The sequence below is a fragment of the Polymorphum gilvum SL003B-26A1 genome (assembly GCF_000192745.1).
Taxonomy (GTDB): Bacteria; Pseudomonadota; Alphaproteobacteria; order Rhizobiales; family Stappiaceae; genus Polymorphum; species Polymorphum gilvum.
In genome coordinates this window covers 3,284,922-3,300,013 of the sequence record NC_015259.1, presented here as the reverse complement: position 1 = coordinate 3,300,013, position 15,092 = coordinate 3,284,922, and the positions used below count along the sequence as shown (strand labels likewise).

The 15,092-nt window shown below is 66.0% G+C and carries 16 protein-coding genes and 2 tRNA genes; 14 read left to right on the top strand and 4 right to left on the bottom strand.

Annotated features, from left to right (window positions below):
- Nucleotides 1-124 precede the first annotated feature (124 nt).
- The 5 genes from hmgA to SL003B_RS15435 all read left to right on the top strand — a co-directional run bounded on the left by hmgA (nt 125) and on the right by SL003B_RS15435 (nt 4,741).
- Nucleotides 125-1,441: a homogentisate 1,2-dioxygenase gene (gene hmgA / locus SL003B_RS15455; RefSeq protein WP_013653796.1), complete on the top strand. Its 1,317-nt coding sequence runs from the start codon at nt 125-127 to the stop codon at nt 1,439-1,441.
- 67 nt (nt 1,442-1,508) lie between these two features.
- The gene (locus tag SL003B_RS15450) at nt 1,509-2,525 is read left to right on the top strand and encodes a fumarylacetoacetate hydrolase family protein (RefSeq protein WP_013653795.1); all 1,017 of its coding nucleotides are present in this window, start codon (nt 1,509-1,511) and stop codon (nt 2,523-2,525) included.
- 134 nt (nt 2,526-2,659) lie between these two features.
- Entirely contained in the window at nt 2,660-3,187 is a 528-nt protein-coding gene (locus SL003B_RS15445) for a hypothetical protein (protein ID WP_013653794.1), read from the top strand.
- A 62-nt stretch (nt 3,188-3,249) separates the two neighbouring features.
- On the top strand, nt 3,250-4,200 hold the full coding sequence (locus tag SL003B_RS15440) for an MBL fold metallo-hydrolase (RefSeq protein WP_013653793.1): 951 nt from the start codon (nt 3,250-3,252) through the stop codon (nt 4,198-4,200).
- A gap of 4 nt (nt 4,201-4,204) precedes the next feature.
- The gene (locus SL003B_RS15435; protein WP_013653792.1) at nt 4,205-4,741 is read left to right on the top strand and encodes a DinB family protein; all 537 of its coding nucleotides are present in this window, start codon (nt 4,205-4,207) and stop codon (nt 4,739-4,741) included.
- Nucleotides 4,742-4,791: 50 nt separating this feature from the next.
- Here SL003B_RS15435 and SL003B_RS15430 read toward each other — a convergent pair whose 3' ends face one another.
- Both SL003B_RS15430 and SL003B_RS15425 read right to left on the bottom strand, forming a co-directional pair.
- On the bottom strand, nt 4,792-5,103 hold the full coding sequence (locus SL003B_RS15430) for a type II toxin-antitoxin system VapC family toxin (RefSeq protein ID WP_277914630.1): 312 nt from the start codon (nt 5,101-5,103) through the stop codon (nt 4,792-4,794).
- 59 nt (nt 5,104-5,162) lie between these two features.
- Nucleotides 5,163-5,435 (bottom strand): type II toxin-antitoxin system Phd/YefM family antitoxin, encoded by a 273-nt coding sequence (locus SL003B_RS15425; protein ID WP_013653790.1) that lies wholly within the window; start codon nt 5,433-5,435, stop codon nt 5,163-5,165.
- 84 nt (nt 5,436-5,519) lie between these two features.
- On the opposite strand from SL003B_RS15425, the gene SL003B_RS15420 reads away from it, so the two are divergent.
- The 5 genes from SL003B_RS15420 (at nt 5,520) to SL003B_RS15400 (ending at nt 12,364) form a co-directional block, all read left to right on the top strand.
- Nucleotides 5,520-7,142, top strand: coding sequence for an FAD-dependent oxidoreductase (locus SL003B_RS15420; RefSeq protein WP_013653789.1), 1,623 nt, complete (start codon nt 5,520-5,522; stop codon nt 7,140-7,142).
- Between the two features lie 11 nt (nt 7,143-7,153).
- Nucleotides 7,154-7,360 carry a DUF2783 domain-containing protein gene (locus tag SL003B_RS15415; RefSeq protein WP_041375580.1) on the top strand — a complete coding sequence of 69 codons (207 nt, stop codon included), beginning with the start codon at nt 7,154-7,156 and terminating at the stop codon, nt 7,358-7,360.
- 35 nt (nt 7,361-7,395) lie between these two features.
- Nucleotides 7,396-7,938, top strand: coding sequence for a VOC family protein (locus SL003B_RS15410; RefSeq protein WP_013653788.1), 543 nt, complete (start codon nt 7,396-7,398; stop codon nt 7,936-7,938).
- Between the two features lie 525 nt (nt 7,939-8,463).
- Nucleotides 8,464-10,716, top strand: coding sequence for a putative bifunctional diguanylate cyclase/phosphodiesterase (locus tag SL003B_RS15405; RefSeq protein WP_013653787.1), 2,253 nt, complete (start codon nt 8,464-8,466; stop codon nt 10,714-10,716).
- A gap of 304 nt (nt 10,717-11,020) precedes the next feature.
- The gene (locus SL003B_RS15400; RefSeq protein WP_013653786.1) at nt 11,021-12,364 is read left to right on the top strand and encodes a methyl-accepting chemotaxis protein; all 1,344 of its coding nucleotides are present in this window, start codon (nt 11,021-11,023) and stop codon (nt 12,362-12,364) included.
- Nucleotides 12,365-12,399: 35 nt separating this feature from the next.
- Here the strand turns inward: SL003B_RS15400 and SL003B_RS15395 are convergent, their stop codons facing one another.
- Nucleotides 12,400-12,879, bottom strand: coding sequence for a protoglobin domain-containing protein (locus SL003B_RS15395; RefSeq protein WP_013653785.1), 480 nt, complete (start codon nt 12,877-12,879; stop codon nt 12,400-12,402).
- A 198-nt stretch (nt 12,880-13,077) separates the two neighbouring features.
- On the opposite strand from SL003B_RS15395, the gene SL003B_RS15390 reads away from it, so the two are divergent.
- Complete coding sequence (locus tag SL003B_RS15390) at nt 13,078-13,518, top strand: RrF2 family transcriptional regulator (RefSeq protein ID WP_013653784.1); 441 nt, start codon at nt 13,078-13,080, stop codon at nt 13,516-13,518.
- 131 nt (nt 13,519-13,649) lie between these two features.
- Here the strand turns inward: SL003B_RS15390 and SL003B_RS15385 are convergent.
- Nucleotides 13,650-13,726: transfer RNA gene (locus SL003B_RS15385), tRNA-Pro, on the bottom strand.
- 327 nt (nt 13,727-14,053) lie between these two features.
- Between SL003B_RS15385 and SL003B_RS15380 the strand changes: the two genes are divergently transcribed.
- The 3 genes from SL003B_RS15380 (at nt 14,054) to SL003B_RS15370 (ending at nt 15,026) form a co-directional block, all read left to right on the top strand.
- A tRNA-Gln gene (locus tag SL003B_RS15380) sits at nt 14,054-14,128 on the top strand.
- A gap of 185 nt (nt 14,129-14,313) precedes the next feature.
- Nucleotides 14,314-14,508 (top strand): hypothetical protein, encoded by a 195-nt coding sequence (locus tag SL003B_RS15375; protein ID WP_041375578.1) that lies wholly within the window; start codon nt 14,314-14,316, stop codon nt 14,506-14,508.
- A gap of 245 nt (nt 14,509-14,753) precedes the next feature.
- Nucleotides 14,754-15,026, top strand: a complete 273-nt coding sequence (locus SL003B_RS15370) for a hypothetical protein (RefSeq protein ID WP_013653783.1) — start codon at nt 14,754-14,756, stop codon at nt 15,024-15,026.
- Nucleotides 15,027-15,092: the final 66 nt, after the last annotated feature.

Below are 15,092 nucleotides of genomic sequence, written 5' to 3'. Positions count from 1 at the left end.
GCGCCGGAGACAAGAGGAGGGGCAGGCACGGCCTCCCGGCACTCACGGCCGCAGCTCTTGACCTCGGTCGATGAAAAAGTTACATGTGCAACTAATTTCCGGCCGTGAGCGAGGAGGGATCACCATGAGCCAGAATGCGCTTCAGTACATGCCCGGCTTCGGCAACGACTTCGAGACCGAGGCGCTGCCCGGCGCGCTGCCGCAGGGCATGAATAGCCCGCAGAAATGCAATTACGGACTCTACGGCGAGCAACTGTCCGGCACCGCCTTCACGGCGCCCTCGCACCAGAACGAGCGCACCTGGTGCTACCGCCTCCGCCCGTCCGTGAAGCATTCCGGCCGCTACGCCAAGATCGACGTGCCGCTGTGGAAGACGGCGCCGCACGTGCTGCCGGACGTCGTCTCGCTCGGCCAGTACCGCTGGGATCCGGTGCCGCATTCGGGCGAGGCGCTGACCTGGATCACCGGCATGCGCACCATGACCACTGCCGGCGACGTCAACACCCAGGTCGGCATGGCGAGCCACGTCTACCTGGTCACCCGCTCGATGGAGGACGAGTATTTCTTCTCCGCCGACAGCGAGCTGCTGGTCGTGCCGCAGGAGGGCCGCCTGCGCTTCTGCACCGAACTCGGCCTGATCGACCTGGAGCCGAAGGAGATCGCGATCATCCCGCGCGGCCTGCTCTACCGGGTCGAACTCGTCGACGGCCCGGCGCGCGGCTTCGTGTGCGAGAACTACGGCCAGAAATTCGAGCTGCCCGGCCGCGGTCCGATCGGCGCCAACTGCATGGCCAACCGGCGCGACTTCAAGACCCCGGTCGCCTGGTACGAGGACCGCGAGGTGCCGTCGACGGTGACGGTCAAGTGGTGCGGCCAGTTCCACCGCTGCGAGATCGGCCACTCGCCCCTCGACGTCGTCGCCTGGCACGGCAACTACGCGCCGGTGAAATACGACCTGCGCACCTATTGCCCGGTCGGCGCGATCCTGTTCGACCATCCCGACCCGTCGATCTTCACCGTGCTGACCGCGCCGTCCGGCGTGCCGGGCACCGCCAACATCGATTTCGTGCTGTTCCGCGAGCGCTGGATGGTGGCCGAGAACACCTTCCGTCCGCCGTGGTATCATCGCAACATCATGTCGGAGCTGATGGGCAACATCTACGGCCAGTACGACGCCAAGCCGCAGGGCTTCGTGCCCGGCGGCATGAGCCTGCACAACTGCATGCTGCCGCACGGCCCCGACCGCAACGCCTTCGAGGGCGCGTCGAACGCCGACCTGAAGCCGGAGAAGCTGGACAACACGATGTCCTTCATGTTCGAGACCCGCTTCCCGCAGCACCTGACCGAGTTCGCCGCCAAGACGGCGCCGCTGCAGGACGACTATGTCGACTGCTGGGCGGGGCTGGAGAAGAAGTTCGACGGCACGCCGGGCACCAAGTGATACGGGTCCAGCCCGGACGGCCGGCCCTGTTGCACGGCGGGGCACGACAAGACACGAGGGAGACACGATGAAACTCGCGACGCTCAAGGACGGCACGCGCGACGGCAGGCTGGTCGTCGTCAACAGGAGCCTGACCCGCTGCACGGAGGCGACCCACATCGCGCCGACGCTGCAGACCGCGCTCGACGACTGGGCGCATGCTGCGCCGAAGCTCGTCGTGCTGGCCGAAAGCCTGGAGCACGACGCCGTGCCGTCGATGCGCTTCCATGAGCACAACGCTTTGTCGCCGCTGCCGCGCGCCTACCAGTGGGCGGACGGCTCGGCCTACGTGAACCACGTCGAACTGGTGCGCAAGGCGCGCGGTGCGGAGATGCCGGAGACGTTCTGGACCGACCCGCTGATGTACCAGGGCGGCTCAGACACGTTCCTCGCGCCCCGCGATCCGATCCGCATGGCCGACGAGGCCTGGGGCATCGACATGGAGGGCGAGGTCGCGGTGATCGTCGACGACGTGCCGATGGGCGCCAGCCGCGACGAGGCGCAGGCGGCCATCCGGCTGATCATGCTGGTCAACGACGTGTCGCTGCGCGGCCTGATCCCCGCGGAACTGGCCAAGGGCTTCGGCTTCTTCCAGTCCAAGCCGTCGTCGGCCTTCTCGCCGGTGGCCGTCACGCCGGACGAACTGGGCGACGCTTGGGACGGCGGCAAGGTTCACCTGCCGCTGCGCGTCGACCTCAATGGCGAGGCCTTCGGGCGCGCGGATGCGGGCGTCGACATGACCTTCGACTTTCCGACGATCATCGCTCATGCCGCGAAGACCCGGCCGCTCGGCGCCGGCGCCATCGTCGGCTCGGGCACGGTTTCCAACAAGCTCGACGGCGGTCCGGGGAAGCCGGTCGCCGAGGGCGGCGTCGGCTATTCCTGCATCGCCGAGGTGCGCATGGTCGAGACCATCACGCAGGGCGCGCCGAAGACGCCGTTCATGCGCTTCGGCGACACGGTGCGCATCGAGATGCTGGACCGGGACGGCCATTCCGTCTTCGGCGCGATCGAGCAGACGGTGGAGAAGTACGAGCGCCCCTAGGCCCGGCGAGGGGGCTTCCGGCACTCTCCGCGCCCCTCAAGACGGAGGGGGCGGCGCCGGGGACAGGGACGGGGCAGGGTGCTAGACAGGCGCGACCGCCCCGACGGGCGGTATCGAACGAGAGGTCGAAAGACATGAACAAGTCCTGGCTGCCTTGCGCAACCCTCCTGCTGCCTGTCCTCCTGCCTGTGCAAGTGTTTGCCGCCGACGCGACCGCGCCGGTGCGCGAGATCATGACCGCCGCCGAGGCCAACTGGGCCGAAACGCCCGGCGACTATCAGGATTACTTTTCCGAAGATCGTCTGGCGCGGCTCTACAGCGCCGATTTCGTCGCCCGCTACCGCAAGGCGGCCGAGGTGCCCTTTTCCAAGGAAATGGGCACGCCATTCGACTACGACGTCATCGTCAACGGCCAGGACGGCTGCCCGCTCAAGGACCTGAGTATAGCGGCCGGGCCGACCGAGGGCGCGGCGACCGTGGTCGTCGCGCGCTTCCAGGGCCTGACCTGCTTCGGCAGCGAGGTCGAGTACCAAGCCTATTCGGAGACCCGTTTCCGCGTCGTGACCGAGGCCGGCCGTCCGGTGGTCGACGACATCCTGCTGTCGATGGACGGCGAGACGCTGTCGCTGAAGGCGGAAATGGACGCCATCGCGGCCAACTGAACGAACCAACCGGACGCCCGCGACGGACCGGCCGCGGGCGCGCCGACAACCGGGAGAGACCCATGACCAAGCAATTCGCCTCCGCCGGCGACCTGACCGAGAAGACCATTTCCTTCACCGAGATCGGCCGCGACCTGTGGGCCTTCACGGCCGAGGGCGATCCCAACTCGGGCGTCATCATCGGCGACGACAGCGTGATGATCGTCGAGGCGCAGGCGACGCCGCGGCTCGCCAACAAGGTGATCGAGAAAGTGCGCTCGGTCACCGACAAGCCGATAACCCACCTGGTGCTGACCCACTACCACGCAGTTCGCGTGCTCGGCGCCTCGGCCTACAAGGCGCCGACCGTTATCATGGGCGACGTTGCCCGCGCCATGGTCGCCGAACGCGGCCAGGAGGACTGGGACAGCGAATTCGGCCGCTTCCCGCGTCTTTTCGAGGGCCACGAGAGCATTCCCGGCCTGACCTGGCCGACCACCACCTTCTCCGAGCGCATGACGGTCTATCTCGGCAAGCGCCGGGTCGACCTGATGCATCTCGGCCGGGCGCACACCGCCGGCGACATCGTCGCCTACGTGCCCGACGAGGAGGTGATGTTCACCGGCGACATCGTCGAGTACCACTCCGCCTGCTACTGTGGCGACGGCCACTTCGCTGACTGGGGCGACACGCTCGACGCCATCAAGGCGTTCGATCCGCATGCGATCGCGCCGGGCCGCGGCGACGCGCTGATCGGGCGCGACATGGTCGAGGCGGCGATCGAGAGCACCCGAGACTTCGTCGACAGCACCTACCAGGCGGCGGCACGCGTGGCTGCGCGCGGCGGCACGCTGAAGGAGGCCTGGGATGCGGTGCGCGCGGCCTGCGATCCGAAGTTCAAGGACTTCGCCATCTACGAGCACTGCCTGCCGTTCAACGTCGCGCGTGCCTTCGACGAGGCACAGGGCATCGACATGCCGCGGGTGTGGACGGCGGAACGCGACCGCGAGATGTGGACCGCGCTGCAGGGGTGAGGCGATGGCGCAGGCCTGTTCCTATTTCGGCGCGATGGCTCGCAACAACGCCTGGGCCAACGCGCAGCTGCTGGGGGCCTGCGCCGCGCTGACCCAGGAGGATTTCGTCGCACCGCGCACGGGCTTCTTTCCTTCGATCAAGGCGACGCTGAACCATATCCTGGCCGTCGACCGCTATTACCTCGACGGCCTGCGCCACGGCGGGCGCGGTGCGGAACTGTTTCTGGCCACCGACTACGGCAGCGTGGACGACCTGGAGCCGGCTCAGGCCGAGCAGGACGCCGCCCTTACCGCGTTCTGCGACGCGCTGGCGCCGCAGGATCTGGAGCGAACCGTCGCCTTCGACCGCGGCGAGGGCGGGATCTGGCACGAGCGCATCGACCTGGTGCTGCTGCATCTTTTCCAGCACCAGGTGCATCACCGCGGCCAGGTCCACGCCATGCTGGCGGGGACGCCGGTGGCGCCGCCGCAGCTCGACGAGTTCTTCATCGATTTCGATCGCGACCCGCAGGCGGGCGCCGTGTTCGGAGGGGACAGATGAACGGATCTCGGGCCGGGGCCCGCGGCGAGGGCGGGCGTTGGAGAGCGATGTCAGATCACATCGACATCATAGGCGCGAAAGGCCGGGTCGACGGTGAGGATCGTCAGGCCCTCGACCCGGGCCTGGGCGATGAGCATGCGGTCGAACGGGTCGCGGTGATGAAGCGGGAGATGCCTGACGGCCGCAATGTGCGGCACCAGGATGGGCGGGGTTTCAAATCCGGTCTCGGCCAGCCTGGCAGCGACGTCGTCTACGGTTTCGAGCTTGCCCAGACTTGCCTTTATCGCCATCTCCCAAACGGTGGCAAAGCTCACATGGACCACAGCGTCGGAGGCGAGGATCTCGGCATGATCCGGGTGCAGCCGCGGGTCGTCGTGTCACCACCACAAGAGAACATGCGTGTCGACCAGATAGGCATCGCTCACTTGAGGTATTCGGTCCATTCGAGGCCGAGGACATCAAAATCGTCCGACATCCGAAGCGGAACCTGCGCGAAGGCGCCAATCCTCCGACGCTTCGGCTTGTCCTCCGTTTCCGGGCCGAGCCGGACATACGGCTTGCCGTGCCGCGTGACATGGATCTCCTCGCCGGCGGCGGCACGTTTCAGGAGCTCCGAGAAGCGGGCCTTGGCCTCGGCGACCGAGACGGTGATCCCGTCCTTGCTCGCCTTCTCCGGCCGGCTGTGCTCGTTCATGGCCATGCTCCTTTCTGGCCAGAATTTAGGTCATTTTCCGACGCCCCACAAATCAACTTCGCTCTACGGCATGACGAGGGCCTGATGTCCAAGATCTTCGAAACCCCGCTCTATCCCTATGTCCGCAGCGCCGACCAGGATGCCGCCGCGCCGGTGCGCCATCCGGTCGTCGTCATCGGTGCCGGACCCATCGGGCTCGCCGCCGCCATCGACCTGGCCCAGCACGACGTGCCCGTCGTGGTGCTGGACGAGAACGACAAGGTCAGCTGGGGGTCGCGGGCGATCTGCTTCGCCAAGCGGCCGCTGGAGATCCTCGACCGGCTCGGCTGCGGCGATCCGATGGTCGACAAGGGGGTGGTCTGGAACACCGGCAAGGTGTTCTTCGACGAGCGACAGGTCTACAGCTTCAACCTGCTGCCGGAGGACGGCCACAAGCGGCCGGCCTTCATCAACCTGCAGCAGTATTACTTCGAGCTCTACCTGGTCGAGCGCCTGCTGGCGCTGAAGGCCGAGGGCCGGCCGGTCGAGATCCGCGGCGGCAACAAGGTCGTCACCGTGGCACCCAAGGCCGACGGCGTCGCGCTCACCGTCGACACGCCCGACGGGCCCTATCGGCTCGAGGCCGACTGGCTGATCGCCTGCGACGGCGCCGGCTCGCCGGTGCGCGCGATGATGGGACTCGACTTCGTCGGCCGGGTGTTCGAGGACAACTTCCTCATTGCCGATGTCGTCATGAAGGCCGACTTCCCGACCGAACGCTGGTTCTGGTTCGACCCGCCGTTCAACCGCAATCAGTCCGCCCTGCTGCACAAGCAGCCCGACGACGTCTGGCGCATCGACCTGCAGCTCGGCTGGGACATCGACAAGGAAAAGGAAAGGCGGCCGGAAAACGTCATTCCCCGCCTCAAGGCCATGCTGGGCGACGACGTCGAATTCGAACTGGAATGGGTGTCGATCTACACCTTCCAGTGCCGGCGCATGGAGAAGTTCCGCCACGGCCGGGTGATCTTCGCCGGCGACAGCGCCCACCAGGTGTCGCCGTTCGGCGCGCGCGGCGCCAACTCCGGCCTGCAGGACACCGACAACCTGATCTGGAAGCTGAAGCTGGTGATCGACGGCAAGGCGTCGGAAAGCCTGCTCGACAGCTACGACGTCGAGCGCATCCACGGCGCCGACGAGAACATCCTGAATTCGTCGCGCTCGACCGACTTCATCACGCCGAAGTCCGAGATCAGCCGGATCTTCCGGGACGCGGTGCTGGATCTGTCGGAGACCTACGAATTCGCCCGGCCGCTGGTGAATTCCGGCCGCCTGTCGGTGCCCTGCACCTACGACGGCTCGCCGCTCAACGGTCCGGACGCACCCGGCCTGCCGGCGCGCAGCCGGCCGGGCTCGCCCGCGATCGACGCACCGGTCGCCGGCGGCTGGCTGCTCGACCGGCTCGGCGGCCGCTTCCAGCTGGTCGGCATCGACGTCCCGATTCCCGCCTCGCTGGAGGAGGGCGGCATCGCGATCGACGGCCTGGCCCTGTTGACCGCCGATGATCCGAGCGGCGCGCTGAAGGCCCGCTATCTCGGCGAGGCGGCGGGCGCCGTCTACCTGATGCGCCCCGACCAGCATGTCGCGGCGCGCTGGACCGCCTTCGACGAGCAGGCGGTGCGCGCCGCGCTCAACGTCGCCACCGGCCGCGCCCGACGCCGCGCCTGAGGAGGAACACCATGACGGACCTGATCACCACGGCCAACATCGTCGCTGCCGACGACTTCTACGCCGACCTTCTTGCCGCCCACGAGGGGCTCACCAAGGCGGAGAGCGATGCTCTGAATGCCCGCCTCATCCTGATCCTCGCCAACCAGATCGGCGACCGCCAGGTGCTCGGCCAGGCGCTCGCCGCGGCGGCCGGCCGGCGCGCGGATCGTTCCTGACCGGCATGATGCCGGCGACCACGGAGGACTGCCCTATGAAGATCGAGAAGATCCATCACGTCGCCTATCGCTGCAAGGACGCGAAGGAGACCGTCGAGTGGTACACTAAGAACCTCAACATGGACTTCATCCTGGCGATCGCCGAGGACCACGTGCCCTCGACCCATGAGCCGGATCCGTACATGCACATCTTCCTGGATGCGGGCGACGGCAACGTGCTCGCCTTCTTCGAGCTGCCGACCAAGCCGGAGATGGGACGCGACCCGAACACGCCGGTATGGGTGCAGCACATCGCCTTCAAGGTGAAGGATCGCGACACGTTGCTGCAATTCAAGGACAACCTGGAGAAGAACGGCATCCAGGTGCTCGGCGTCACCGACCATTCCATCTTCCATTCGATCTACTTCTTCGACCCCAACGGCCACCGCATCGAACTGGCCTGCCCGGACCCGGATGAGGACGCGATGCTGAAGAAGCTCGACGCGGTGAAATGGGACATGCTGGAGGAATGGTCCAAGACCAAGAAGGCGCCCAGGCACGCCGCCTGGATGCACGAAAAGGAACTGTCGGACGTCTGAGGCAAGGCGCCGCCGCCAGAACCGGGCCCGGACCCGGCGCGGGCCGGGCGACGAGGCCCATGCCGGCGGTGTCCATGCCGGCGGTGTTCGGGACACGGCGGAGTCCTTCGCGGACGCAGAGCCTGCGTTCGCCACGCCGGAGGATTCCGGTGCCTGCGACCGGAAGCAGGGCTTCGTCGGCGCCCTGGCCTCGGCGGGTTCGCGTGTCCTGTCGTCGCGGAATGGAGCGAGGCTCCGGGCAGGGTCCGCTGAGCGGTGTCTGATGACCGTCCCGCGGCTGCCGGCAAGTCTTGTGCCGCGACAGGGATGCGAAGCGCCGGCCGGTATGTACGGATTATTACGTATTCGCGCTCGAAGGCTGCGTAGTTCCGAAGGTTTTCGGAGTCGCGGGCGCCTTGATCTGTTGACTGGCTTTTGATGCAATATTGAGCGATTCAAATCGATAAAATCAGCAGCTCAGACGATTACGATTTGGAAACGGGAGTTGGGGTTGAATGGCGCGGGACCGGGTGGAAGGGAATACTGATGAACGTGCCGTTGGCCAGGGACGAGAGCGCGCGCCTCGGTGCGTTGTACTCCCTTGATGTGCTCGGCACCGGCAGGGAGCCCGAATACGACGCCATCGTCCGTCTGGCGGCGGAGATGTTCGCCTGTCCCATCGCGGTCATCTCCTTCGTCGATGCGAACCACCAGTGGTTCAAGGCGCGCCACGGCATCGACGCCGAATACGGTCCGCGCGAGATCGCCTTCTGCGCTCATGCCATCCTGCAGGACGACTGTCTTGTCATTCCCGACGCCGCCCGCGATGCCCGCTTCCGGGACAATCCGCAGGTGGTCGGCGAGCCGGGCCTGCGCTTCTACGCCGGGTATCCGTTCTCTCTCGACGGCCGCCACAACCTCGGCACCGTTGCAGTCGCCGACGTCGTGCCTCGGACGTTCGGTCCCGATCAGGTCCGGTGGCTCGGCCATCTTGCCAAGGCGGTCGAAGGGTTGTTGAAGGCGCAGGAAAGCCGCTTGCGCGCGGAAGAGGCCGCACGGCGGGCCGAGGAGCAGGCACGTGCCGCCGAGACCAAGGCGCGACTGTTGCGCCAGATCGAGCAGATGGCGCGGATCGGCGCCTGGCGAGTGGACCTCGACAGCCGCGAGGTGACCTGGTCGGAGCAGGTGTTCGCCCTGCACGACTTGCCTGTCGGTACGCCGCCGTCCCTCGACGAGGCGCTTGGCTGCTTTCCCGACCATGAGCGCAACCGGATCCTGCAGACGCTCCCCAAGGCGCTCCACGAGACGGGCCGCATCCAGTTCGAGGGCGATTTCGTCTCCTTCGCCGGCCGCCAGCGCCGGATGCGCTTTTCCGCCGAGATCGACGATGCGGTGGCGGGCCGACGGCAGCTGATCGGCGTCATGCAGGACATCACCGACCAGCACGAGGCGCAGCGCCAGCTCTGGCAGGCTGCCCATGTCGATCCGCTGTCGGGACTGGCCAACCGGACCTGGTTCCAGCAGGCGCTTGCCGGCGCGTTCGAGGCGGCACTGGGCGCGCAGACGGGCGCGCCGCGCGATCTGGCGCTTCTGTTGCTCGACCTCGACGGCTTCAAGGACATCAACGACAGCTTCGGTCATCAGGCCGGCGACGCGGTGATCCGCGAGACGGCGGCGCGACTTCGCAGCGAGTTCGGACAGGACGCCTTCTGCGCGCGTCTCGGCGGCGACGAGTTCGCCGTGCTGATGCCGGCAGCCGGCGAGGGCCAGGATCTTCTCGCCAGGGCAGAAGCCGTCCTGGCGCGGCTGCGCGCGCCGATCCTGTTCCAGGAGGAGGTGCTGCATGTCGCCGGCTCGATCGGGATCGCACGGGCGCCGGCGGATGCGGACACGCCCGACGCCCTGCTCAGATGCGCCGACATCGCGCTCTACACGGTCAAGCGGTCGGGGCGTGGCGCGGCGGGTGTATTCTGTCCCGAATACAGCAGCGTCTTCGACGCCCGCCGCCAGGCCATCGACACGGTGCGTGCAGCCCTGCGCACCGATAGGGTCGTTGCCCACTACCAGCCGCTCATTTGCCTGCACTCAGGCGCCTATGTCGGCGCCGAGGCGCTGGTGCGTCTCCAGACGGGCGATGGCGGCCTGCTCGGTCCGGAGCAGTTCTGGCCGGCTTTCGCCGATCCGGAATGCGTGCGGCAATTGGACGAGGCGGTGTTCGAGCGGGTTCTTTCCGATCTCGCCGGCTGGCAGGCTGCCGGCATCGAGACCGGGGTCGTCAGCCTCAATGCCTCGCGCTTCTGGTTCCAGACCAAGGGATTTGCGCGGCGGTTCGTCGACGCACTGGCAGCGCGTGGCATTCCGGCCGAATCGCTTTGCGTGGAGGTGACCGAGAGCGTCCTGCTCAACGAGGATTCCAGGAGCGTCGCCCGCGCGCTGAGCATTCTCAGCGAGGCCGGCGTGTCGATCGCGCTGGACGATTTCGGCACTGGTTTCGCCTCGCTGACCCACCTACGCGACTTCCCGATCGACAGCATCAAGATCGACCGCTCGTTCATATCCGGGCTGGGGGCGAAGCCGGAGAACACCGTGGTCGTCAAGGCGATCGTCGACCTGTCGAGAAGCCTTGGCATGAATACGGTGGCGGAGGGGGTCGAAACCGGTGCCGCATCGGAATTCCTGTCCGCGATCGGCTGTAGCCACGCGCAGGGCTTTCTCTATGCCCGTCCGATGGCCCCGCACGCCTTCGCCGCGCACGTTTCAGTGTCACGCGCGGAGATGCCGTTGAACTGGTCGATTTGACCTCTCGACCGACTTCCGGCGCCGCGCCGCAAATCCGCGAAAAAATTTCATGGCATCGGCTGTGAGGGCGAGGGGCGCGAATTGTCCTGCCGCGGGTCTTTTCCTGTCGTCAAAATAACGCGAGAAATCAGGTGTTTACTCGCAATAATTGCGTTTTGGCTGGCGCAGCCGGTCGACGACTGGTCGGCCGCTGCATGATGAATAAGTAATTTTCCCAATGTTACAAACTGTATGAATAAATTCTTTCTTATCGATTAAAGCCAAGGATCTCGCACGGCGGAAGCTTGATGCGGAGGGCTTCGAGATGGCTTCACCCGAAACGAGCAGGACGGAATTCCTTGGACTGGACGAGCAGCTTGGCGCGGTGCTTCGAGCCAACAGGGCAGGCATCCTGCAGGTCATCGAGGCGGTCCTGACCGACTTCTACCGGCATGTCGCACGCTATCCGGAAACGGCGCGATTCTTCCGCGACCCCGCCCATGTCGGCCATGCCAAGGCGATGCAGCTCAGACACTGGTCGGTGATCCTGGAAGGGCGCTTCGACGCTCCCTATTTCGCTTCCGTGGCCCGCATCGGCGAGGTGCACAACAAGCTTGGCCTGGAGCCGCGCTGGTACATCGGCGCCTACAGCTTCCTGCTCGGCGGCATCACCGAGCGCCTGCTCGCCTGCGACACCTCGTTCTTCCCCTCGCGGCGCAGGCAGCGCGAGCGCGGCTTGCTGCAGACGGCAATCCTGCGTGCCGCCATGCTGGACATGGACTGCGCGATCTCGGTCTACATCGACGCTGGCAAGCGGGATCGGCGCGAGACGCTGGAGCGGCTCGCCGCATCGTTCCGCACCTCGATCGGCGAGATTGCCGCTGGCGTCGCTGCGGCCGCGCAGGAGCTCGAAGGGGCTTCGGAACGGCTGACCCGGGCTTCGGAGCGCTCCCGCACGCGCGCTGCCGAGGTCGAGGCGTCATCGCTGGAGGCTTCCGCCAATGTCCAGACCGTCGCCGCGGCGACGGAGGAACTGTCGGTGTCGGTGCGCGAGATCGGCCGCCAGGTCAACGAATCCTATGCCATTTCCGACATGGCGGTGAAGGAGAGCGCCAAGGCGATGGAGATCGTCGGCGGACTCACCGCCGCCGCCGGCCGGGTCGGCGAAATCGTCAGCCTGATCAACGAGATCGCCGAGAAGACAAACCTGCTGGCGCTCAATGCCACGATCGAGGCGGCACGTGCCGGCGAGGCCGGTCGCGGCTTTGCAGTGGTCGCCGGCGAGGTCAAGGAACTGGCCGGGCAGACCGCCAAGGCGACCGCCGAGATCGCCGCCCAGATCGACGGAATCCAGGCCGCGACCAACCGCTCGGCGAGCGCCATCCGCAGCGTCAACGAGACGATCGAGAAGATGAATGCGATCTCCGCGACGATCTCGGCGGCGGTGGAGCAGCAGGAGGCGGCGACCGGCGAGATCAGTCGAAACGTCACCGAGGCGTCGACCGGCACGACCTTCGTGACCCGTTCCGTCGGCGACATCACGGTCGCCTCGGGCGAGGCCGCCGAGGTCTCCCGGCACGTCCTGTCGTCGACCAGGTCGCTCTCCGGGCAGTCGCGTACGCTGGATACGGAATTGACCCGCTTCCTGGACAGCATGAACGCCGCATGAGCGCCCGCCGGCAGGAGCCGCGCGTCGGCTCCGGCTCAGTCGACCAGGGTGGCCTGATAGGCGGAGCCGGCCAGGTTAAGGTCGATGAAGACCAGCTTGCGTACCGAGGCAAGGGTGTGGCGGAGGTGGTCCGGGTCAGTCATGCGCGTTTCGAGTACCCGCTCGAAGGCGTTCAGGAACCACAGATACGACAGGATGTAATAGGCCATCGGGACCTGGAATTCGCGATGACGGATGGCGATCCGCCGCGTCTGCGCGATATAGACCGTGTCCAGCGAGCCCGCGAACAGGTCGTCCCAGTAGTCCAGCTGCTTGGTAATCAGGGCGGAAGAGTCGAAGGCCGGAATCGAAAGGCTCGCGTTGTTGACGATCCGGGTCGCATAGAACTCCTCGAGGATCGCGCGCATGTGCGGTCTGACGACTCCCCACGCCTTCTGGCTGAGCCGGATGTCCTCAGCCGACAGGCCGGCGAATTCGATGAAATCCGAGATTTCTCGCCATTCCGACACTTTCATATGCTGAGGTCTCGTCCCGAATGGAATCAGTGAATTGACGATAGCATTGAAGTCATTCCCGTAAAAATTTCTAATTAAAATATATATAAGCAATATATGTTTAGACTGTTTGTTTATTTCAGTTGCCTAAATATAGATTGCGATAGTTACGTCACGCTGGTTATTATTTCACAGAGTGCAGATTTTTTGGGATGGAGTATGCGTTTCACAGAGCGTACTGACATAGCGGTCCGGCTTCTTCTTTTTCTTGCGTTGCACAAGGGGGCGAAGCTTTCGGTCGACGAGATCGTCGACCGGTATCTCGGCCACCGATCCCAGGTGGTCGCCGCGATCCAGGACCTGCGCAGGGGCGGCTATATCGGCTCCTCGCCCGGCCGCTCCGGCGGCGTCTGGCTCGTCCGGTCGGCGCATGAGATCACCCTCGCCGAAATCGTGCGGATGTTCGAGACCGACTTTCATCTGACCCGGTGCTTCAAGGACGGCGTCAAGGCCCGTTGCCTGATCTACGACGTCTGTGTCTTCAAGCAGGCCCTCGAACGCGCGCTGGGGAGTTTCTTCGCGGTTCTGGAGGAAACCACCATCGCCGACCTGATCGAGGACGAGGGCCGCATGCTGCAGGTCATGGAGATGGGGCGCTGACGCCGTCCGTCTGATCCGGCAGCGGCACCAGGCGGACTGGACCGGAAGCCGCCGCGCTCAACCGCCGGGGCTGGGCCTGAAAGCGCGCCTCCTGCCGTGGCCCGTGCAGCGGGCAAATCGGGGAAACTGGATGGTCGGAGTGGCAGGATTTGAACCTGCGACCCCCTCGTCCCGAACGAGGTGCGCTACCAGACTGCGCTACACTCCGATCCAGTGAGTTCCGGCGTCGAGGCCGCCGGGCGGGAGCGACGAGGCGCTTTGCATCGTCGATGGGCGCGTCTATTAGCACCGCTTGGTCAGGCCCGCAAGCCCGCATTGTATCCTTCCGGGCGGTTTTGGCGCCGCTCCGGCAAATCCCTGGCGGCCCGCCTCGGGCGGCCTGTGGAGAACCGATGTCGGGCCCGCGTCGCGGCGCCACGGCTCCGCCCGGCGCCCCCTCTGCCGCCGGGGCGCGGGGGCGCGCGACGGCTTGCGCGGCGCCGGAGGCCCCGCTATACAGCGTGCCCATGGCCGACGCACAGGCGCCCGGCCGGATTGGGGCGTAGCCAAGCGGTAAGGCAGCGGTTTTTGGTACCGCCATGCGGAGGTTCGAATCCTCCCGCCCCAGCCAATCCACATCTTCCCATCGGTTCCCGACTGCTGGCGGCGGAGCAGGCGCCGCGCCATCCTGCCGGCAGGCCGTCCGCAGGACCGAAATCGGGCGATGCTTCGCATTGAAGCGAAAAGGTTTAACAGTTGTTAGGCTTTGCCTGATATCGATGAACCCATGTTTTCTCAAGGAATTGGTCGGGTTCCATGTATCGCGTAACCTCCTGTTCGAACCTGGAGAAATCGGCCTCGCTGCCGATGGCCGATGCCGGCTGGAGGCAGGGACGCTCGGCCAGCCACGGCCGCTTGCGGATGCTGGTCGTCAAGAACCTGCTGTTCTGGGGGGCGATCGGCGTCTCCGGCACCATCCTCTACCTCGCCGGCAGGGCCCTGTTCGGATAGCGCCCCGGATAACGCCTCGGATAGCGCCTTGAGGGTCGGCAGGTCCGCGGACAAGCGGACACCGGAATATACGAACCGGCACATACGAAGCGGCTGCCGCAGCGTCAGTGAAGGGCGCGCGGGCGCTTGGCCGAATGCCTGTGGCCGAATGCCTGTGGTTCGTGTGCGGAGACGGCTTTCCCATCGCCGTGGTTGATGCTAACGTTAACGCGAATTGACGCATGTCATGCGACGGAGGCCGACCGATGACAGCAGCCCTTGTTGCGGGTGTTCTGCTCGTTGCGCTCTATGGCGTGGTGGCCGTCGTGTTCATGATCTTTTCCTGCGCCGAACTGGTCGATACAGGCCGCAGTTCGCCGGTCACGTTGCTGCTGGCGGTCGTCACGTCGCTGGCTTGGCCGCTGACGCTGATGGTCATGACGGTGGTCGTGGTGATGCGCTCGTCCCGTCACGCCGAGCCCGAGCGGCCGCGCACCGCCCCCACGCCCTTGGCCGCCCGTCGCCGGTTCCCGGTCTGAGCGTCTGGCTGAGCGTCTGTCTCGATCGGCGGGTCCGATCCCGTCCGAACGCCTGAGACGCGAACG

Coding starts and splice junctions, on each gene's coding strand:
- hmgA (WP_013653796.1), top strand. CDS start 125: ATGAGCCAGAATGCGCTTCAGTACATGCCCGGCTTCGGCAACGACTTC.
- SL003B_RS15450 (WP_013653795.1), top strand. CDS start 1,509: ATGAAACTCGCGACGCTCAAGGACGGCACGCGCGACGGCAGGCTGGTC.
- SL003B_RS15445 (WP_013653794.1), top strand. CDS start 2,660: ATGAACAAGTCCTGGCTGCCTTGCGCAACCCTCCTGCTGCCTGTCCTC.
- SL003B_RS15440 (WP_013653793.1), top strand. CDS start 3,250: ATGACCAAGCAATTCGCCTCCGCCGGCGACCTGACCGAGAAGACCATT.
- SL003B_RS15435 (WP_013653792.1), top strand. CDS start 4,205: ATGGCGCAGGCCTGTTCCTATTTCGGCGCGATGGCTCGCAACAACGCC.
- SL003B_RS15425 (WP_013653790.1), bottom strand. CDS start 5,435: ATGAACGAGCACAGCCGGCCGGAGAAGGCGAGCAAGGACGGGATCACC.
- SL003B_RS15420 (WP_013653789.1), top strand. CDS start 5,520: ATGTCCAAGATCTTCGAAACCCCGCTCTATCCCTATGTCCGCAGCGCC.
- SL003B_RS15415 (WP_041375580.1), top strand. CDS start 7,154: ATGACGGACCTGATCACCACGGCCAACATCGTCGCTGCCGACGACTTC.
- SL003B_RS15410 (WP_013653788.1), top strand. CDS start 7,396: ATGAAGATCGAGAAGATCCATCACGTCGCCTATCGCTGCAAGGACGCG.
- SL003B_RS15405 (WP_013653787.1), top strand. CDS start 8,464: ATGAACGTGCCGTTGGCCAGGGACGAGAGCGCGCGCCTCGGTGCGTTG.
- SL003B_RS15400 (WP_013653786.1), top strand. CDS start 11,021: ATGGCTTCACCCGAAACGAGCAGGACGGAATTCCTTGGACTGGACGAG.
- SL003B_RS15395 (WP_013653785.1), bottom strand. CDS start 12,879: ATGAAAGTGTCGGAATGGCGAGAAATCTCGGATTTCATCGAATTCGCC.
- SL003B_RS15390 (WP_013653784.1), top strand. CDS start 13,078: ATGCGTTTCACAGAGCGTACTGACATAGCGGTCCGGCTTCTTCTTTTT.
- SL003B_RS15375 (WP_041375578.1), top strand. CDS start 14,314: ATGTATCGCGTAACCTCCTGTTCGAACCTGGAGAAATCGGCCTCGCTG.
- SL003B_RS15370 (WP_013653783.1), top strand. CDS start 14,754: ATGACAGCAGCCCTTGTTGCGGGTGTTCTGCTCGTTGCGCTCTATGGC.